General features: G+C 45.8%; 20 protein-coding genes. 10 read left to right on the top strand and 10 right to left on the bottom strand.

Features of this window, described 5'->3' with window-relative positions; translation table 11 throughout:
- The first annotated feature begins 38 nt into the window (after positions 1-38).
- The 4 genes from Q1V85_RS14860 (at position 39) to Q1V85_RS14845 (ending at position 4,772) form a co-directional block, all read left to right on the top strand.
- Positions 39-614, top strand: a complete 576-nt coding sequence (locus Q1V85_RS14860; protein WP_300601234.1) for a ferritin-like domain-containing protein — start codon at positions 39-41, stop codon at positions 612-614.
- A gap of 226 nt (positions 615-840) precedes the next feature.
- Positions 841-1,617, top strand: a complete 777-nt coding sequence (locus Q1V85_RS14855; RefSeq protein ID WP_300601233.1) for a Ku protein — start codon at positions 841-843, stop codon at positions 1,615-1,617.
- A 48-nt stretch (positions 1,618-1,665) separates the two neighbouring features.
- Positions 1,666-4,227 carry a DNA ligase D gene (gene ligD / locus Q1V85_RS14850; protein WP_300601232.1) on the top strand — a complete coding sequence of 854 codons (2,562 nt, stop codon included), beginning with the start codon at positions 1,666-1,668 and terminating at the stop codon, positions 4,225-4,227.
- 83 nt (positions 4,228-4,310) lie between these two features.
- The gene (locus Q1V85_RS14845; protein WP_300601231.1) at positions 4,311-4,772 is read left to right on the top strand and encodes a DUF2383 domain-containing protein; all 462 of its coding nucleotides are present in this window, start codon (positions 4,311-4,313) and stop codon (positions 4,770-4,772) included.
- A gap of 34 nt (positions 4,773-4,806) precedes the next feature.
- On the opposite strand, the gene Q1V85_RS14840 is transcribed toward Q1V85_RS14845, so the two are convergent.
- The 8 genes from Q1V85_RS14840 to Q1V85_RS14805 all read right to left on the bottom strand — a co-directional run bounded on the left by Q1V85_RS14840 (position 4,807) and on the right by Q1V85_RS14805 (position 9,781).
- Positions 4,807-4,974 carry a hypothetical protein gene (locus Q1V85_RS14840; RefSeq protein ID WP_300601230.1) on the bottom strand — a complete coding sequence of 56 codons (168 nt, stop codon included), beginning with the start codon at positions 4,972-4,974 and terminating at the stop codon, positions 4,807-4,809.
- Between the two features lie 463 nt (positions 4,975-5,437).
- Positions 5,438-6,028 (bottom strand): DUF4142 domain-containing protein, encoded by a 591-nt coding sequence (locus tag Q1V85_RS14835; RefSeq protein WP_300601229.1) that lies wholly within the window; start codon positions 6,026-6,028, stop codon positions 5,438-5,440.
- An 80-nt stretch (positions 6,029-6,108) separates the two neighbouring features.
- Positions 6,109-6,321 (bottom strand): hypothetical protein, encoded by a 213-nt coding sequence (locus tag Q1V85_RS14830; RefSeq protein WP_300601228.1) that lies wholly within the window; start codon positions 6,319-6,321, stop codon positions 6,109-6,111.
- Between the two features lie 38 nt (positions 6,322-6,359).
- Positions 6,360-7,220, bottom strand: coding sequence for a glucose 1-dehydrogenase (locus Q1V85_RS14825; protein WP_300601227.1), 861 nt, complete (start codon positions 7,218-7,220; stop codon positions 6,360-6,362).
- Between the two features lie 141 nt (positions 7,221-7,361).
- Positions 7,362-7,865, bottom strand: coding sequence for a KGG domain-containing protein (locus tag Q1V85_RS14820; RefSeq protein ID WP_300601226.1), 504 nt, complete (start codon positions 7,863-7,865; stop codon positions 7,362-7,364).
- A gap of 659 nt (positions 7,866-8,524) precedes the next feature.
- Complete coding sequence (locus tag Q1V85_RS14815) at positions 8,525-8,869, bottom strand: hypothetical protein (RefSeq protein WP_300601225.1); 345 nt, start codon at positions 8,867-8,869, stop codon at positions 8,525-8,527.
- A gap of 171 nt (positions 8,870-9,040) precedes the next feature.
- The gene (locus Q1V85_RS14810; protein ID WP_300601224.1) at positions 9,041-9,271 is read right to left on the bottom strand and encodes a hypothetical protein; all 231 of its coding nucleotides are present in this window, start codon (positions 9,269-9,271) and stop codon (positions 9,041-9,043) included.
- Positions 9,272-9,325: 54 nt separating this feature from the next.
- Positions 9,326-9,781, bottom strand: a complete 456-nt coding sequence (locus tag Q1V85_RS14805; protein WP_300601223.1) for a hypothetical protein — start codon at positions 9,779-9,781, stop codon at positions 9,326-9,328.
- Positions 9,782-10,159: 378 nt separating this feature from the next.
- Between Q1V85_RS14805 and Q1V85_RS14800 the strand changes: the two genes are divergently transcribed.
- The 4 genes from Q1V85_RS14800 (at position 10,160) to Q1V85_RS14785 (ending at position 15,807) form a co-directional block, all read left to right on the top strand.
- Positions 10,160-10,312, top strand: a complete 153-nt coding sequence (locus tag Q1V85_RS14800; protein WP_300601222.1) for a hypothetical protein — start codon at positions 10,160-10,162, stop codon at positions 10,310-10,312.
- 1,117 nt (positions 10,313-11,429) lie between these two features.
- Entirely contained in the window at positions 11,430-13,298 is a 1,869-nt protein-coding gene (locus Q1V85_RS14795) for a hypothetical protein (protein ID WP_300601221.1), read from the top strand.
- A gap of 42 nt (positions 13,299-13,340) precedes the next feature.
- Positions 13,341-14,012 (top strand): response regulator transcription factor, encoded by a 672-nt coding sequence (locus tag Q1V85_RS14790; RefSeq protein WP_300601219.1) that lies wholly within the window; start codon positions 13,341-13,343, stop codon positions 14,010-14,012.
- Between the two features lie 637 nt (positions 14,013-14,649).
- The gene (locus tag Q1V85_RS14785; RefSeq protein WP_300601218.1) at positions 14,650-15,807 is read left to right on the top strand and encodes a hypothetical protein; all 1,158 of its coding nucleotides are present in this window, start codon (positions 14,650-14,652) and stop codon (positions 15,805-15,807) included.
- Positions 15,808-16,098: 291 nt separating this feature from the next.
- On the opposite strand, the gene Q1V85_RS14780 is transcribed toward Q1V85_RS14785, so the two are convergent.
- Both Q1V85_RS14780 and Q1V85_RS14775 read right to left on the bottom strand, forming a co-directional pair.
- Complete coding sequence (locus Q1V85_RS14780; protein WP_300601217.1) at positions 16,099-16,602, bottom strand: SRPBCC domain-containing protein; 504 nt, start codon at positions 16,600-16,602, stop codon at positions 16,099-16,101.
- 202 nt (positions 16,603-16,804) lie between these two features.
- Complete coding sequence (locus Q1V85_RS14775) at positions 16,805-17,305, bottom strand: hypothetical protein (protein ID WP_300601216.1); 501 nt, start codon at positions 17,303-17,305, stop codon at positions 16,805-16,807.
- A 193-nt stretch (positions 17,306-17,498) separates the two neighbouring features.
- Between Q1V85_RS14775 and Q1V85_RS14770 the strand changes: the two genes are divergently transcribed.
- Both Q1V85_RS14770 and Q1V85_RS14765 read left to right on the top strand, forming a co-directional pair.
- Complete coding sequence (locus Q1V85_RS14770) at positions 17,499-17,963, top strand: GNAT family N-acetyltransferase (protein ID WP_300601215.1); 465 nt, start codon at positions 17,499-17,501, stop codon at positions 17,961-17,963.
- A 27-nt stretch (positions 17,964-17,990) separates the two neighbouring features.
- Positions 17,991-18,518 carry a GNAT family N-acetyltransferase gene (locus Q1V85_RS14765; protein WP_300601214.1) on the top strand — a complete coding sequence of 176 codons (528 nt, stop codon included), beginning with the start codon at positions 17,991-17,993 and terminating at the stop codon, positions 18,516-18,518.
- Positions 18,519-18,548 lie beyond the last annotated feature (30 nt).

The raw sequence follows: 18,548 nt of genomic DNA, 5'->3' as shown, positions 1-18,548 counted from the left end.
ATCATTTATTCAATTCAGAACCACAAAAAACAACGATCATGGCACAAACAAAATCAGGAAAGACAATGGGCACAGGAACAAATCCGGAGCAACAAACTGAAAAGATCAGTTCAGAAATGAAAAACAGTGAATTTCACCGTTTTTTTGTAGATGAGCTCAAAGATATATACTGGGCCGAAAAACATTTAGCAAAATCGCTTCCAAAAATGCAAAAGGCCAGCAACAGCGAAGAATTGGCTGCAGCATTTGAACGGCATACAAAAGAAACAGAAATCCATGTTGCTACGCTTGAAAAAATTTTTGAAAGCCTGGATGAAAAAGCGGCAGCACAAAAATGTGAGGCCATGCAGGGACTTTTGGAAGAAGCTGAAACGATCATTTCCGATACGGAAAGAGATAGTTTTACGAGGGATGCGGGGCTGATCCTGGCCGCACAAAAAATAGAACACTATGAAATAGCGACCTATGGCACCCTCTGCGCTTTTGCAGCACAAATGGGACATACCGAAGCTGCAAAATTGCTGCAACAAACCCTTGACAATGAAAAGGCAACAGATGTAGCCCTCACAAAAATTGCCGAAAGTTTTGTAAATGAACAGGCGGTAATGGAGTAAGCATGCGGCATTCCCATACAGGGATAAAAGAGGCTGTATAAACCTGTTTAAAAAACACCGGGATACAGCCTCTTTATTTTATATGTCCACCGGCGGGTGCGGAAAAACCCACACAGATGTAGAAAGAATTTCCCAGGCAGACGAATGCGCATGATTTTTGATACTATAGCGATGCAACTATATGCAATGCTCCCGGAGCTTTTAATAATATAAAACCTTATCAGATATGAAAGCAATATGGACCGGCGCTATTGGCTTTGGCCTTGTAAACATCCCCGTAAAAATGTATACAGCTACGGAAGAAAGTAGTTTGGACCTGGATATGCTGGATAAAAAAGACCTCAGTAATATCCGCTTTAAAAGAGTGAACGAACATACAGGAAAAGAAGTAGACTGGGAAAACATCGTAAAGGCCTATGACTATGAAGGAAAATACATTGTTTTGGATAAGGCTGATTTTGAAAAGGCAATGCCCGAAAAAACAAAGTTGCTGACGATTGACCAGTTTGTAAAAGTGGACGAAATTGATAGTATTTTATATGAAGCGCCGTATTACCTGGAGCCGCAAAAAGGCGGGGAAGCCGCATACGGACTTTTAACCGAAGCCTTAAAAAAAACAGGAATGGCGGGCGTAGGTACTTTTGTACTGCGTAATAAGGAGGCATTGGGGGTGCTTCGTTTTTATGAAGACCTGTTGCTCTTTCAGCGCATCCGGTATGCCCAGGAAGTAAGAGATGTCAAAGAACTGAATGTTCCTAAAAGAACCATCAAGCCATCTGAATTAAAAATGGCCACGGCATTGATCAGCCAGTTATCGCAATCTTTTGACATCAGTGCCTACAAGGACCATTATACCGATGAGCTGTTAAAGATCATCCGGGCCAAGGCAAAAGGAAAGAAGATCACCCAACCGAAAATGAAAGTGGTGTATAACAAGTCCAAAGATCTGATGGAACAGCTAAAAGCCAGCCTTGCGGCATCAAAAACAAAGAAGGTGTCTTAAACACCGTTTTAACGTCCTTCAACACCCTTAATCATTTTTTTAACAGCTGTGGCTACATTAAAAAAATACAAGCAAAAACGGGATTTTAAAGAAACGCCGGAGCCTCAGGGAAAGCAGACGGGCTCCGGAAAGCGGGCCCTGCATTTTGTAATACAACGTCATGCAGCTACCCGGCTGCATTATGATTTCCGGTTAGAAATGGACGGTGTATTGAAGAGCTGGGCGGTGCCGAAGGGGCCCTCACTTAACCCGGCTGATAAGCGGCTGGCGATGATGGTAGAAGACCACCCTTACGACTACCAGTACTTTGAAGGCAGCATCCCCAAAGGCAATTATGGCGCCGGGGAAGTGGAGATATGGGATAAAGGCACGTATGAAGCACTTGAAAAACAGCCCCGCAGGAAAGAAGAAACAGTGTTGCTGCAGGAGTTAAAAAACGGCTCCTTAAAATTCATGCTCCATGGTAAAAAATTAAAAGGAGCATTTGCCCTGGTGCGGATGAAGACCGGCAAGGAAGACAATGCCTGGCTTTTATTAAAGCACAAGGACTCTTATGCCGTTAGCACTTCTTATAATGCAGAGGAGCATGTAAAAAAAAAATCAAAGGTAACCGCCGCAGTCCGGGAAAAAAAAGCCCAAAAGAATAAGGCTGCAACGCCCACCCTCCGGCCGGTAGCTGCCGGAACACTACAGGAAACCGGTACCGGAAGAAAGTATACCCATTTCATAAAACCGATGCTGGCTACCCTGTCGCCCCGTCCGTTTACGGATAAGGACTGGATCTTCGAAATAAAATGGGATGGTTACCGGGCCATTGCCGAAACCGGCAAAAACTTCCGGTTCTACTCCCGGAACGGGCTCAACTTTTCCGGCAGGTACCCGGTCATTGCCGCCGCGCTGCAGGAACAGGAACAGGATATGATCATCGATGGGGAGGTTGTAGCCTATAATGATGCGGGGCTACCCGATTTTCAAACGCTGCAACATTACGGCGAGCATCCCGATGTTCCGATCGTTTATTATGCATTTGACCTGCTTTACCTGAACGGGCACCGGACAGAAGAACTGCCGCTGTTGCAACGGAAAGAACTGCTGCAACAGGCCCTGGTGGAAAATGACTGGCTGCGTTATTGTGATCACGTGGCAGCAGAGGGCAGACAGTTTTTCAAAGTGATTCAGCAAAAAAACCTGGAAGGTATGATAGCCAAACGGGCAGACAGCAGTTATAGTGAGGGAAGAAGAAGTACGGCCTGGCTCAAGATCAAACACCATCATACCGAAGAGGTAGTGATTGCCGGTTATACGGAACCAAGAGGCTCGCGAAAAAAATTCGGGGCATTGATCCTCGGACGATACCAGGAAGGAAAGCTGGTTTATGCCGGGCATACCGGCACCGGGTTTGACGAACGCTCCCTGAATGCGCTTTTCGAAAAGATGCAGCCCCTGGTAATACGGCAATCGCCCTTTGAAGTACCACCAAAAACGAATATGCCGGCGATATGGGTACGCCCCAAGCTTGTTTGTACGATCAAATTTGCTGAGTTGACGAAGGAGCACATTTTCCGCCAGCCGGTTTTTCAGGGACTCCGGGAGGATAAAGCAGCAACAGAAGTTGTAATCCCCAAAAACGAAAATGCAATGACAGATAAGGCAACAGTAAAAGAAAAGCGCACCGCTGCAAAGGCGGCAGCACCGCAGCAAAAAGAGACGATTATAAAAGCCGATGGTAAAACGGTAAAGCTTTCCAATCCGCAAAAAGTTTACTGGCCGGAAGAGGGCTATACCAAGAGCGACCTGGTGGACTACTACAACCAGGTAGCGCCTTTCATCCTTCCCTATCTTAAAGACCGCCCTGAAAGTTTGAACCGTTTCCCGGACGGCATCTCCGGGGAAAGCTTTTATCAAAAGGACGCGGGGGCAACCGTTCCGGACTGGATCAGCACTGCGCCCATTTATTCGGAAAGCAATCATAAAGAAATCGACTATGTGGTATGCAATAACCGGGCATCCATGCTCTATCTTGCCAACCTTGGCTGTATTGAATTGAACCCCTGGAACAGCACCATTAAAAAGCCCGATGCGCCAACCTACCTGATCATGGACATAGACCCATCTGAAAAGAACAACTTTGAACAGGTCATTGAAGCCACGCTTGCTGTAAAACAGGTGCTGGACGATTGCGGAGCGGTTTCCTTTTGTAAAACCTCCGGCGCCACGGGGCTGCATGTGTATATTCCAATGGGCAATAAATACAGTTATGAACAGGTGAAAAATTTTGCACACCTTATTGCCATGCAGGTAGTGCAGCTGCTCCCGGAAACAACCACCCTTGAGCGGAACCTGAAAAAAAGGGGCGACAAAAAAATATACATCGACTACCTGCAGAACCGGAGAGGCCAAACCATTGCCTGTGCATACAGCGTACGGCCCCGGCCCGGTGCTACAGTATCTACCCCCTTAAACTGGAAAGAGGTAAAACCAGGCCTGGATCCACGCCGGTTCACAATAAAAAACATACATCAGCGACTGGAAAAAACCGGAGACCTGTTCCGGCCGGTACTGGGCAGGGGCATCAATATGCTGCAATGCATCAAAAAGCTTTCGGGCTAAAAAGTAACGGGCTTTGTTCAAATTTGGCGCAATACTTGAAATTCTATAACAGTTAAACATATTGCACCTTCTAAACAAACGCCATGCACAATACAAGAAACAAAATCCGGGAAATGGAAGCGCTGAACGACCTGATACAGATTCACTCAGATAAGATTGAAATCTATGAAAAATGCAAACAATACTGTGCCGGGTGTTACCTGGCCGAATTTGTAGAAGACCTGGTACAACAGGGGCATTATTTTATCTGGCTGATCCGCTCCTATCTTCGTAAAACATCTGCCGCCAGGCTAAACGCAGTCAACCGCAGCGTTTACCGTACCTGGTATGATCTGCGGGCGCTGTACCCGGTTCATAAAACAACGGGCCTGCTCACTGCATTCGAATGCAACGAAGACGCCACTATCCGGGCCTATGAAATTGTTCTGGCAGATCTTGCTCCCGATCATGAACTAAGACAGATCCTGTTACATCAAAAACAGGTACTTATCGATAATCAACGAAACATCCGGCGCCTGCAGGATCCGCCGGGTCAATACCTGTAACCGGCATGAATCCGGGAATGGTTTGCAATGATGCTCAGGGATTCTTTTGAGGCGGAATAAACAATACTACGATAACCCCAAAGAACAATACAAAAAAGAGCACCTTGCAAACGATTGCCAGGTCTTGATCCACCAGCATTCCAAATGCCGGAACAGCCATCAGGAATGCGCCTGCTAAAAGAAATACAGCTAAACGTTGCATAAAAAACATATAAAGAAAACCTGTGCGGCTGTAGTATCTTCAACCACGGCAGGTTCTGTTACCTTAAGTTCTATCCTCGCAATTGTATCAAAGGTTGCTGCCTGTTGTTCATAACAGATTATATTCAATATTGAAGGCCAATCATACGATCGTGCTGAGCGTAGCTGCCGCCGGCGGATAGCAGGGGAAGCCCCCTCTAATACCAGACTTCCCGTTGGGACCTCTTCCGATGCGGTCAGGATGATGAAAAAACGGGATGCCCCCGGCATTGATCTTATAATGCAAACCGAAGGCCCGGGAATGATAGGATTGCGGAGAACAACACCCTATAAACCGGCTCTGAATACAACCCACATCAACCCGTCAGCGGCCACATAGCCGGGCAATCCATATACAATAACTGTCTGTATTTGCTGATCCGCATAAATCCCTTCAAAGGCAAATGGCTCTCTACCGCCATTAACTATTCCAACAGGCTATCGACCTGCTGCGCATGCTGCAGGTGCGCTTCCAGTACCGGCAATTTTCCGGCGGCCCATTGCACCAGGTTCTGATCAGCGCCTTTGTTGGTATAATTCCGGAAGGCATTTACATCTTCCTTATGATCTTCCACCATCAGCTTTATGTATTCCTTATCAAAAGCGGCACCCTTCAAACTACGCAGCCGGTCATATTTCTTTTTTAGTCCTTCACTCAGCGAATCGGGCAAAGAAATATTTTTTTGCGTGGCCAGCGCCTTTAGCTCGTTATTGGCCGCACTATGATCTTTTACCATCATAAGACCAAAGTCTTTTACTTCAGCATGTGCACCATTACGCTGAGCCAATTGCCCCAACGCTACTTCCATCAGTCCGCCATCTGCGGCCGTTACCGCAAAATCAGCATCTTTTTCAAGTGTGGCCGAAGAAGGATTGGCCGTGTCGCTTTTATTAAATTTAACCGCATTCGAATCTTCGGCAGCTTTTTTACTATCGGCGCCGGTATTACAGGACAACAGGCTCATACCTGTTATCATAACCATTCCCGCCAGGAATGAAAAGCCATATTGTTTCATAAAAAATTATTTTAATACATTTTATAATGCGCACCCCTCCCTGCATTCCTACCCGCAGCTATAAACCCTAAAGAATGCATCTACTCCGCACCGGCGCCCCGGTCGGGCCGCCTCCTTAGCAGCGAACGATACCATCCCGTAATTCGTCCGGTCATGCGCTTTAACCGGGCGCTTCCGGTTAAAGCCCTTGCATCTGCCGGCATTTCGGTATGGTTATGTGTATTGCGTACATCCTGTGCGGCCACATTGCCTGAGCGGATCTCCACTGCTTTTAAAAAATGCTGTTTTCTCATGTTGGGCTTTTTATAGAATTTAGAAAATATGCTTTTTTTTAACCGTTGATGATCTCCCCGCCGTTGGGATGCAGTACCTGGCCGGTCATAAAACTGGCATCATCACTGGCCAGGAATACGTAACAGGGTGCTATTTCATTGGGTTCGCCGGCCCGTTCCATAGGCACATCATTACCAAAAGAAGCAACCTTCTCTTTATCAAATGAAGACACAATAAGCGGGGTCCATACCGGCCCGGGTGCAACAGCATTTACACGGATGCCCTTTTTTACCAGGTTACCGGCAAGGCTTCTGGTAAACCCTACAATGGCACCCTTGGTAGCCGCATAATCCATTAACGAAGGGCTGCCCCGGTAAGCCGTAACAGAGGTGGTATTTACAATGGCCGCACCATGCTTCATATGACCTACCGCATACTTCGTCATCCAGAAACAGGAAAAGAAGTTCGTATAAAAGGTTTGCAGCAGCTGCTCTGTGCTGATGTCTTCAATAGAAGCCTGTTCCCATTGCGTTCCGGCATTGTTGACCAGGATATCCAGTCCGCCGAACAGGTTCACCGTTTCCTCCACAGCATACCTGCACTGCGCCTCCTGGCTGAGATCGGCTTTAACAAGCCGGCATACGCCTCCCGCAGCCACTATATGATTTTGCGTATAAACGGCGTCTTCATCTTCATTCAGGTACACCACTACTACCCGGGCCCCTTCTTTTGCAAATAACAAGGCAACCGCCCGGCCAATGCCACTGTCGCCACCCGTGATTAATGCTATTTTACCTGCAAGTCTTCCGCCTTCATGCTGCTTCGGTTCACTCTCCGGCCGGGGCAGCATTTCATTTTCAATTCCAGGCCTTGCCTGTACCTGTTCCGGGCGTAATGTTTCTTCCTTTTTCTTTTCCATAGTATTGTTTTATATATCCGTTAAAGAAAGGGGCTCAAAGGCCGCAATACGCCAGCTGCTGCTGATATGATCACATACACATAGCGCGTTGCCGGATAATGTTCTAAGCTGGCTTCGAGCCCCTTTTTAAGAACGGGACGTTTAACGATGGCTGCCGGATCTTCTTCCCGATCCGCTGTTGCCACCATGCGATGCCTGACCACCTTTTTTGGCAATACGGGTGCGCTGTTGCTTGCTCATTGCGGCAAATCCTCTTTTTGAAGATCCCCCGGAAGAAGCACCATTGCTTCCGCCGGAGCTACGGCTTTTTCCGTTGCCTGAGGAGGCACTGCTGCTGCTGCTCCGTGTGGCAGTTCCACCTGATTGAGAACTGCGCCGTTGCCGGGTTTGTCCGGGTGCTTCCTCTTCCCCGTCTTCATTGTCTTCTTCCTCTTCGTCGTCCTCTTGCCCTTCATGCCCTCCATGCTCACTGCTCACCTCGTAATCATCATACTCATCCTCATAATCCGAAAAATCGTCATCATACGCATCTTCATCATTTGCATCTTCAAACCCGTGCTTATAGCCTAATTTGTAGATCTCTTCAAAAACGGAGGTATCTGTGTGATGTGTTTTAGAACCCCGTGTTCCCTGTTTTGCTTTCATAATATTTTTTTTAGGTTTAACAATAGATTTCAACGCTTTTACAAAACGGAACAAGCAATGCGCCAATACCGTGTCCATTATTGTCAAGCCCGGAAAAGATGCCTGTATACAGTTTGCTTCCCGGTGATGTCACCGGCCCCGGAACGGGTAAAATGTACAGCGGGCGCGGACCTCAGCAATGCACCGGCTACCGGAATTAAGAAAGCCCGCTCCGTTAAAATCTTTTTGTTAAATCTTTCAGGATACTTCTGTGAGATGTTTTTATTTCAGGCCGGAAAATATAGCAACACTTCATGAGGAAAAACCACCTCAGTAATCGTTAGCGAAAATTATCCGCCGGTCACTCTTACAGTTTGCTCCGGGCAAACCGTACAGATCGCATCCTCATTGATCCTCCTTTTCAATATAAGAATGTAACCTGAAAGGGCTGCGATTTGAATGGCCTTTGCAAGGCGGGGGTATCCGATAATGGCGGATTCCCCCGCTGGGTTGAATAGTGGTTTGCTCCTGATAAAGCGGTGTCAAAACCGCTTATACCTGTTGCCCTCCTGTCCTCCACGGTGGGTTAGCCCCCCGTCCGGCATCATTTGAAAAACCTGAACCAGGGTTAAATTGCGGCATCATATTTCAAAACAATCAGGCAATCTTTTATTTACCCTTTACCGGTTGGTCACACGCATCTGTTCCATATCAAACTGATCATTTGAAAAAGAAACAGAAAAATGTTTTACATAGGTTGCAAACACATCCATATCCAGTACGCCCTTAAATTTCTTAACTGGTAACTCCTGCCCGGTCGCCGGTTTTTCACCGGCTGCGTGGGCATATAAAGCAATGGTTAAATGATCCTTCCCAAAAGCCACTTTAATAGCCACGGGAACAAAGCGTCCGGGGTTATAATTGGGAAATACCGCAGACAAAAATGCTTCAGGTCCGCTTTTAAGATCAAGCGCCGCATAGCCCACCAGGTCATGTTCATGTGATTCAAAAGGTTGTTCCTTCATGTATGTATTTTGTTAATTTAACAATCAAATGCTGCTCCCTTATGCACCTGGTCACCTATCTGTTACAATCGATCTTCCCGGTCCCCTTCACTTCCTGCAAAAATACCTGCCTCGTTTTTTACTGAGTTAACGGAAAATGTGGACTTCCATACACAATATGGGTATTTTTTTCTACACACATTTCCGGCTCTGAAGCGCCGCCTGGCCGGCATTTTGGTCCGCATCAAAGTAATTAAACGCCGTAACGGCATTGTCTTTTACATATACTTCAATGTAGAAATCAAAAACCTGGTAGCGGGTACAAAGTACCTCTTCCTCCCATCTTTCAGAAATAAAACGGGCATTCCATAAAACGCGGAGTTGTTCTGCCTCGCTTACCTGGAGAAATTGCTTGAGTGTCATAAGGCTGTTTTGTTTTTCATGATGAAGCATCAAATAATCCGCATCGTTCTCTTATCAGCCGGCCATAAAAGCCGGCACCCGGTGTGCACGCTTTTTATAAAGGAGTCCCAGCAATGCACCAGCGGCTACAACGGCGCCCAGTCCGATCTTCCAATACCGGCCCAGCTTCATCTTCATATGCGGCGCCCGTTTTTGAATATCCTCCACTTCCTTTACAAACCGGGCAATACGCGCTTCTGAATACGCGCCATAAGCGTCCAGTAATGTCCCCCTGGCACCATCGCGTGTACGCATCAGGTACAGGATGGCGTTATCTGCCGGATCACTTTCTCCTTCAAACCGGTAAAAGTTTTTTATAGTAATATCCCCGGGACCGTATACCCTTCCGGCACCATTATAGGAAAGCCCCTCTTCTGTAATAAAGAAATCGAGGGTATAGCCTGTTTTAACCGCATTTTGGATACATTCGCTAATCGTATTCATTTCCTGGGAGCCCGTTTCTCTTTTCATGATTGTGTCATTTACCATTGCAGCTACAAAAATGCTGCCGCATACAGCACTGCCCGTTAATGCCGGTTTCAGGAAAGCAAACGGCCCGTTTCTTGCAGCTGTTGTACAATAAAACGTGGCCGTATTGGGCAGCCTTCAAAAGGGCGGTCAGATCTGCTACAGGAGTTTGATCAATAAAGGATGACCATTAAATTTATGGGTGTCCTAAAGATATCATCCCGGGCTTACGCTCACCGGCAGGCATGAAAAGAACATGACGTTATAGCCCGTTATTTTTGTAGCGCAATTAGAAAAAATTCTGTGACGGCAAAAATCCTGTGGACTCCAAGCTGGTACATTAAGCGTTTAAATTCGGCCCTGCTCATCAAACAACAAGCAATGATACGCAAACTTAAATCCGGTAAATACCGCATCTACTCAAGAAAACCAGACCCGAAAACGAACCGGCGCAGGAACCTGGGAACTTTTGATTCCCTGGAAGCAGCAAAGAACCACGAACGGGAGATCCAGTATTTCAAAAAGCACTCCTGAAGCAACAGGATCCACCACCGGGTTTTGCTACTCCAATTCTGATCTTCCATATGCCTGCCATAAAAACCCGTTCAATGCCGTGATATTTCCCTGGTGGTTTATATATTCGGAACATTGGAGAGATGCTATAAGTATATTCCATACATCCTGTATTTTATACAGGTAATAGTTCTTACATATAGCTTGATCAATATTCGATTTTTAAAATATAAAACCGGGACAAAGATCTTAGCTTCTCCCGGATCATTGTTTAAAGCACATTATACACTTTGCGTCCGCATCCATTTCCTTTTCTGCCCCGATAATTAAAGCTGGTTAACAAGGCAAAGAATATAAAACCTGTACGTTTCAGGCGCCGGGCTTCTGCGCTTCGTTTATTGAAGTCTGTTACAGCGCCGCAGGCATAAGTTCATTGTAAACAATCGACAAACAATCGTTCGTTAACATTCGCATATACCTTTAAACTATTCCAAGCAGCCGCCCCCCTCAGGCCCTCATATTTTTATTATTGAGTTTTTACTATAAATCCATTGAGTAAATACGGTTTTTTACCCGCTTTAGATAGCCGGGGTTTAGCTTTGTTATTGAATAATCTATTCAGCAATCTTAACTCCGTTTTTACAAAAGCAAAAAAATAAAAGCAGTTATATACCGGGCCGGCAGATAGCTTTTTCACTACGGCGGTCTAACGATCAACCCGCTCTTTTACAACATTGCTTTTAGTTGGAGAACCGTCGGATTAGCAGACTTCTTCATAAAAACAAAGAAACCTTTTACAACTTCAATAGCAGTGTGAACGCACGGGAAACAAATAGTTGATGAAAGAACAGCAGTTGGTGGTAACGAGGAGGTGCAGGGTTCCGCCAGGTTTATGTACAGCCGGATACAGCTGAATAAAATTTAAAAAAGTACTAAAGGGTAAGAGCGCGTTTCCGGGTTTTTCCTGACCATGGTTCCGCCTCTTTCTTCTAAAATATAAAAATGTTCAGAAACCCATCAACGTTCGGCAACAACCAGTCATCTGAACAAACCGTTTACCCGGCAAGCATTATTAACCTGATGCGAACGGCCCTGCTCCGGTATTAGTTATTATAACCGAAATTCAAATAAACACAACATGAATTGGAGCAAACGGATACATAGGCAATCAAAAATATTTTATGCTTTAATCGTAATACTGCTATTAACCGTCACTAACGGCTATAGCAATACTACTAAAGATTCTGTCATACAGGTCGTTCGGCAGTTAAACAATGCCTATAAAACCGGTAAACTCAACGGGCCTGGTTATTTCGATAACGTATTTGCTGTCATGCGTTCGGCGCTGTCTGCAAACATTCCATTTACCGGTGATGAAGCATTAAAACTATTGGGACCTTACAGAGCAGCCATCTGGGATACTCCATCCAGTGAACCCCATAAAAGAAATTTTTATGGTATTGTTTGTACCCTGGCGCAGATGAATGGGAAATATGGCGAAATGCTTTATTATGCCGAACGCATCAACCAGCTGGAACAAAAGGAGAACGGGCGCCCCTCACTTACAGCCCTGACAGTTATTGCCGGTTACTACCTTTCACATGCTTCCTATAATAAGGTAAAAGAACTGTATGAACATAATAAAACTTATCTGTTAGGCGTACCGGAACTGGCCATGCAAAAGAGCTTCCCAGGCAACGACCTTGTTCAGGCAACAATGGTCCTGGAAAAATCGGCACAGGCTCTTTTTGAGCTCAGGGACATCCTGGCTGGTTTCCAGGCCCTGACCCTGCTCAATAAAATTGAACGGATAGCAGATAGCCGGGCTGACCTCAGCGACGTGGTAAAGACCAATATTGTATTTTCGAAAAACCGCGCTTCCTATCGATATGCAACCGCGCAATACAATGCGGCGAAGCAGGCAGCGTGTTTCCGGGATATGATAGCGCTCCGGGAAGACCCGCGGACCCCCGGTTATCTAAAATATTGTATCGATACATCGCTTACTGAATGGAAAGTAGCCTTCTATCTCTCCCACTACAACGCAGATAGTGCCACACATTATATCAATTTGTATAAAGAACTTATTAAAGACGAAGCCGTTCCTTACAACCAGTACCTGCTCCGGAAATACGAAGCGCAAAACCTGTATGCAAAGAATCAGTTTAAAGCAAGCGCCGATCTGTTAACGGAGGCCACCACCATCCTGGATAGCGACCGGGCTACCCTGGTCGATGATATCGATGAAATGATGTACGCCCGGGTGAAGGCAGAGGATCAGCAAATACTGCTAAAAGCAGCAGCAGCCGGATCTGCAAAATCACAACGGCGTTTGCGCGTCATTCTCAATTCCAGCCTGATTTTTTTACTGATTTTTATCGCTGCCTTTTTCTATTTCCGGCAACGTCAGAAAAACAAGTTTCTGCAATTCAAGTTAAACCTGGCCAGGGATATTCATGATGAAACCAATCCCGCTCTTTTGCATGCCATAGCATTGGCCAGAACCTCCAGGAACTCCGGCGCCAGGGAGAAAACAGCACTGGAGAAAAATATAGAACATACGATATCCCTTATACGCAGTTTGTCATATGATCTGAAATCGGAGCAGCAATATACCATTGCCGACCTTATCCGCCATACCGGAACGGTATTAAACAAACTGAATACAGATGGTTCGTTTACATATGGCGTGAACGCGCCGGCAGATACCAACCGGTTTATCAGCCATTATCAATTCACCGAACTGAAAGCGATTTTAAATGAATGCATTACCAATACCATCAAACATGCGCAGTTTAACGAAATACAGACAGCCTTTATTCAACAGGGTAACCGGCTGTCCGTAACCTACCAGGACAACGGTAAAGGATGGGCTACCCAGGCCGATCGTACAGGGACCGGCATTCAAAACATTAAAGAAAGAGTACAGCGGCTGAACGGCGATTTTCTGCTGACTAATGAATATCCCAACGGATACCATATAAACATATCTTTGCAACTGAGATGATCCTCGGGCATCCATTATTTTGAAAACCCGGCAAACATAAACATGGCTGATTCGTTGTACCATTCTTTATTAGTAATTGATGATCACAAAATGATTTCAAATGGTATAAAGCTGATCACCAGTTCTCTTTTTGAAAATTTTTATGCGGCATATGATGGCGCAACCGGGTTAAGCAAGGCCCTGGAGCTAAGCCCGGCGTTGATTATTCTTGATTACTATTTACCAGATACACCAGGAGATGCACTGGCCCGTGAAATAAAATACAAAATCCCTGCAGCTAAAATACTGGCCTACTCCTTCTCCTACACGCCCGATGTGGTTATAAAAATGGTTAAAGCCGGTGTAAACGGGTATGTGGTCAAAACAGAAGACGATGAGGAATTGGTTAAGGCGATCCATTTATTAATGGATGGGCGGGATTTTTTCTGTAAAGAAGCAAGAAGCCATATCATTAACCGGTTCACCACTTCTACCGATGACCTGGCCATCAAACACCTGATTGCAAATATTAAATTCTCGGGAACAGAAATCGAGCTTATCCGGTTGCTGTGCAAACAGATGAGTACAAAAGAAATCAGTAAAAACCTGTTCCTGTCGGAACGGACGATTGAGCAATACCGCAGCAACCTGATGCGGAAAATCAAGGCAAAAAATATCGCGGGTGTGATCAAATTTGCGATACGGAATGGGATTATACTATTAGATGAGCTATAGAGCATTTCATCTTTCTATACATTTTTATAACAGCTCCTGTTTACGACTGTTCCATTTTCACTCCCGATAGCAATCGCTTATGCGCAAAGTTAAAAGGAGGTCTATTGCCTTACAATGCAGCAAGAATACGTCTTTGAGACCAAAAAGAGCTGATCTTTTGATAACAAAAAGGCGCCCACCCGATGAACCCCTTGTGACGGGAGCACGGCAGGAATCTTTTTGGAGGCGTTTTATATTACCGGTGCGCTGCACCTCCATTCATTCCCGCGTTCGTTGCTGGCAATAGCAACGCTGCGCTGCAGCTTTGATCTTTAAGTTCTTATTCAAATTCCCATACAGTTGCAGGTTCTCACTTTCAGGTACAAGGTTTAACATTCGTTCCGTTCAACACCTGATGCCAGATCGCCGGTCCCGGACGTAATCAACTTCAACTGAAAACTGATGGCTGAACGCTAAACGCTGTTTAAAGTTTAACAGCCATCCACATTCGTTAGTCGCCATGGTATGCTTTTTATTGGCGAAAACACGCTTCCATCGACGATTCCTTGTGCCGTATTCAACCCGGACTAGATTTGTAGCCCGCTACAACAATACCGCAGTTGCGAAGCAAATCTATCCATTAATCAAAATAATCGCTATGAAGCAATGCTTATTTATATGTACACTGGCACTTGCCGTTTTCAGCAGCTATGCACAATCTGCGGCAGAAAACTGGATCGCAACCTATCTGTCTAACGCAAAACCAACACACGTAATGGTGTTATCCGATGGCAGTTTAATGACCTGGGAAGCCGGAGGCACTCCGGAAAAAGTAGCGGGTATCCGGGATGCCGTACAGGTTTCGGCCGGAACCGAGCATGTACTGGTACTGGATAAAAGCGGAACCGTTTGGGCCATGGGCAAAAATGAATATTACCAATTGGGCAACCCCGATCTTTCCGATAAAGGGATCCGGGAAAGTGCGGCCCTGGTACGGGTTGCCGGGCTAAAGAACGTGACCGCTATCAGTGCATACAGAAATTCGAGCTACGCATTGCAAAGCGACGGAACGGTTTGGGCCTGGGGTAACGGGAATAACGGGATGAGCGGCGACGGCGGAAAGCTGGTTAGCGGCCTGTATGGCGCAGGGGCAGCAGGAAAAAAAAGCCCCGTACCGGTCATCGGGCTCGATCATGTCAAAGCCATCGCAGGGGCTATGGCACTTAAAGAAGATGGAACCGTCTGGACATGGGGCGATGGTGTAAACGGTCGACTGGGAACGGGCATTACCCAATCAACCAGCACTCCGGCCCAAATTGCGGGATTAAAAAATGTAGTGGCCGTTTCCGCCAGCATCGATGGCGGCTTCGCCCTCCACCAGGACGGAACGGTAAGTGCCTGGGGCAACAATTATAAAGGCCAACTTGGAAACGGCGTGCCATCCGCCGATCTTTACCAGGATTCTAAATTTGTAAAAAGCCCGGTACCCGTTAAAGTAATCAAACTTCCGAATGTAAAACAGATCAGCGCCAATGCCAGTATACTGGCCCTTTGCAAAGACGGAACCGTTATGGGCTGGGGTTGGGGAAATATTTATGCGCTTGGCCCCCTGGGTGGCGATGTAACCTCCACACCGGTACGGGTACACAGCCTGTCAGGTGTAAAGGCCGTAAAAGCCGGAAACGGGTTGGGCTTTGCCCTTTTAAATGATGGCACCCTTATTGGCTGGGGCGCACAAATGGCGGCCACCGGGCTTTACAGGCAATCGAAAACAATAGTGCAGATCAGCAAGCTGGGAAAGCTGGCTCCACGTTAAAAGGGATTAGCGAACAACTGATATCTCAGGAATACGTCGCACCTGCCGGCTCAACGAACAGATAAAGAATCGTTCATCAATACTGTTTCTTAAGTGGTTTTTATGATTGCCGCAGATTCGCCGATTGCGCCTGAGACACCGCTTTATGATATTTTCTGGGTACTATTAAAGCCGGTGGCAAATCTGCGCGTTCAGCGGCTTTAAGAAACGATACGGGATTTCAATAACCAGCGGAACGAAAGGTATTCAACCATTGAGAAAAACTGAAAGCACTTCAACAAACATCTTCCCTTATTGGTTTGTACGATGCTGATACGGCCAGGGCCGGCCGGTACCGGTTTCACAGTATAACTTCAGACTGCGCAAAAACTGTCCCCAGGTATAGCTGCACTCGGCAAACATCAACGAATCCTTTTTCCAGTCTGTATGCCGGAAAATCAGCAGGGTCGCCGGAGCATCCTGCTCCAGCTGCTCTGCCTGGCCCCTGATTTCCGGATACGCCTTCAGCAGGGTATGTTTACTACCGGTATAAAGCATGAAGGAGATGTACGTACCGATCCATTCATCCGCACCGGCTATACAAATCCAGTGTACTTCTTCCAACGGTTTCAGCACCGTTATTTTCATTTCTTTAAAATACCCGTCACCAAACGGAAAGCGCGCAATGCTCCCCTGTTCCGGATCTGCAGTGGCATGGGGTGTCCACCAGGCAGACAATCCTTCCTTGCTGGTAACCGCATCATATACGGTTGTGGCAGATGCTCCGATGAGTACTGCCTGATGAATCGTTGGCATAGTCATTTCTTTTTAAAAACAAACGATTTTTGTACCTTTTAATTCAGCGCCATCCTTTGTAAACCTGAAAATGATGGCTATACCAAATGCGCAATGCTTGCAGACCAAAGGTAGCAATAGAAACGGGTTTGCTGGCGGCCCAAAACGGACAATATAACGGGGAAATTCAGACAAAGGCGCACAGATGACTGCCGGCCCGATATTACTTTTTATTGTCGGGTGCAAAATCCTGGTTGCTAAAGGGAGGCGCCGAAGGAACCTTTATTACATTAAAGGCATGCTTCGTAGCCTGATGGCAGGTATTACAGGTATTGGTCAGGGTGATGAACCCCGTTTTAAACGTTATCACATTTTGCTGTTGAATAGCAGACTGAAGACTTTCCAGGGGTAGATCAATCATGGGCAGCTGCTTAATTTCCGGCCGGTCGGTACAATAAACCCGGATATCGTTCAGACTTTCCCGGATCTCATTGATTTCAAAATTAGCCAGTGCCCAGTTCTGATCCATACCTGCAAACCAAAGTTTATCATGATGCACCTGGATACCGCTCATAAACTCACCCAGCCCCGGCTTGTAAGTATTTGCCAGCCGGGCTTCCAAACTATCCATACGGTGCTGAAGGCTGCGGGACGTCTTATCGCTTTGATGACAGGCACCCAATGCAAGCAATGCCCCGGTTAATATGATGCATTTAAAATACATGGTGAAAAGGCTTCAGATTCAACGTTTGTTGCTGACGAGAACAATATCCTCAACTACTTTTAAAAGAATCGGATTATCCATTTTATTAAAATCGGACTATAAATATAAGCCATTTTGTTTTTAGTTTTGTTATATACAGGGAGCAACTCCCTGATTCCCTTTGGTTTCAACTATTGATTTAAAATATTATTATATGACAAAACCACAGTTCATTATTAGAAAAGCCGTAGCATCAGATGCTGAGCAGATCTGGATCTTAATGAAAGAACTGGCAATATTCGAACGCTATATCAATGACTTTGCTATTACGCCGGACATTGTGCGCAATAGTGGTTTTAAAAAGAGCAACCCGGATTTTCATTGTATCATTGCAGCAGATAGCAGCACCATTGCCGGGATGTTGGTATATTACTACCTGCCCTATACTGCACAGAACAGGCCCGCCATTTATTTAAAAGAGCTTTATGTAGGGGCTCCATACAGAGGACAAAAAATTGGGGAACAACTCATGCATGCCCTTCGCGAAGAAGCCAGGAATACCAATTGTACGCAGATAAAATGGACGGTAGCCCCGTGGAATGAGGCAGGTAAACGGTTCTATGAACGTTTGGGTGCAACGCAAGATACAAATTGGCTTCACTACGAATGGAGCATTTAATTTAACAGCATATATAAAACCAGCAGGATGGAAAATATAGAAATTGTAAAAGTCGATATTGCGTATATTAAAAAATTGCAGGAAATAGGAAGAACTACTTTTTTTGAAACATTTTCCGGTAATAATTCAGCGGAAAATATGGCTGAATACCTGGAAAAAGGTTTTTCCACTGCCAGGTTAACAGCAGAACTGACCAGCCCATATTCCGGATTTTATCTTGCGCTGCTCAATAAAGAAGTGATTGGCTATCTGAAAGTAAACTGGGGCAAGGCTCAAACAGAAATACAGGACGGTAACGGCCTGGAAATTGAACGCATCTATGTGTTACAACAATATCACGGAAGAAAAATCGGTCAGCTATTGTATGAGCAGGCGTTGAAGATAGCCGGGGAAAAGCGCGTTGACTATGTGTGGCTAGGCGTATGGGAAAAGAATCTCAGAGCCATCCGGTTCTATGAAAAAAACGGCTTCGCTCCATTCGGCAAACATGTGTTCCGGTTGGGAAATGAGGAGCAAACCGATATAATGATGAGACAATTTCTAAAAAATGATTGATCTGGTCTTTAACAGGGCGTGCTAATGAAT

It is taken from the genome of Niabella sp., from assembly GCF_030150205.1.
GTDB lineage: Bacteria > Bacteroidota > Bacteroidia > Chitinophagales > Chitinophagaceae > Niabella.
This window is presented reverse-complemented; position numbering and strand designations above follow the sequence as displayed.

Bases quoted from the DNA above. Each gene is read 5' to 3' on its own strand.
- Q1V85_RS14840 (WP_300601230.1), bottom strand. From the start codon at position 4,974: ATGCAACGTTTAGCTGTATTTCTTTTAGCAGGCGCATTCCTGATGGCT.
- Q1V85_RS14800 (WP_300601222.1), top strand. From the start codon at position 10,160: ATGATACGCAAACTTAAATCCGGTAAATACCGCATCTACTCAAGAAAA.
- Q1V85_RS14795 (WP_300601221.1), top strand. From the start codon at position 11,430: ATGAATTGGAGCAAACGGATACATAGGCAATCAAAAATATTTTATGCT.
- Q1V85_RS14775 (WP_300601216.1), bottom strand. From the start codon at position 17,305: ATGTATTTTAAATGCATCATATTAACCGGGGCATTGCTTGCATTGGGT.
- Q1V85_RS14825 (WP_300601227.1), bottom strand. From the start codon at position 7,220: ATGGAAAAGAAAAAGGAAGAAACATTACGCCCGGAACAGGTACAGGCA.
- Q1V85_RS14855 (WP_300601233.1), top strand. From the start codon at position 841: ATGAAAGCAATATGGACCGGCGCTATTGGCTTTGGCCTTGTAAACATC.
- Q1V85_RS14790 (WP_300601219.1), top strand. From the start codon at position 13,341: ATGGCTGATTCGTTGTACCATTCTTTATTAGTAATTGATGATCACAAA.
- Q1V85_RS14860 (WP_300601234.1), top strand. From the start codon at position 39: ATGGCACAAACAAAATCAGGAAAGACAATGGGCACAGGAACAAATCCG.
- Q1V85_RS14820 (WP_300601226.1), bottom strand. From the start codon at position 7,865: ATGAAAGCAAAACAGGGAACACGGGGTTCTAAAACACATCACACAGAT.
- Q1V85_RS14810 (WP_300601224.1), bottom strand. From the start codon at position 9,271: ATGACACTCAAGCAATTTCTCCAGGTAAGCGAGGCAGAACAACTCCGC.
- Q1V85_RS14770 (WP_300601215.1), top strand. From the start codon at position 17,499: ATGACAAAACCACAGTTCATTATTAGAAAAGCCGTAGCATCAGATGCT.
- Q1V85_RS14805 (WP_300601223.1), bottom strand. From the start codon at position 9,781: ATGAAAAGAGAAACGGGCTCCCAGGAAATGAATACGATTAGCGAATGT.
- Q1V85_RS14780 (WP_300601217.1), bottom strand. From the start codon at position 16,602: ATGCCAACGATTCATCAGGCAGTACTCATCGGAGCATCTGCCACAACC.
- Q1V85_RS14830 (WP_300601228.1), bottom strand. From the start codon at position 6,321: ATGAGAAAACAGCATTTTTTAAAAGCAGTGGAGATCCGCTCAGGCAAT.
- Q1V85_RS14765 (WP_300601214.1), top strand. From the start codon at position 17,991: ATGGAAAATATAGAAATTGTAAAAGTCGATATTGCGTATATTAAAAAA.
- Q1V85_RS14845 (WP_300601231.1), top strand. From the start codon at position 4,311: ATGCACAATACAAGAAACAAAATCCGGGAAATGGAAGCGCTGAACGAC.
- Q1V85_RS14815 (WP_300601225.1), bottom strand. From the start codon at position 8,869: ATGAAGGAACAACCTTTTGAATCACATGAACATGACCTGGTGGGCTAT.
- Q1V85_RS14835 (WP_300601229.1), bottom strand. From the start codon at position 6,028: ATGAAACAATATGGCTTTTCATTCCTGGCGGGAATGGTTATGATAACA.
- Q1V85_RS14785 (WP_300601218.1), top strand. From the start codon at position 14,650: ATGAAGCAATGCTTATTTATATGTACACTGGCACTTGCCGTTTTCAGC.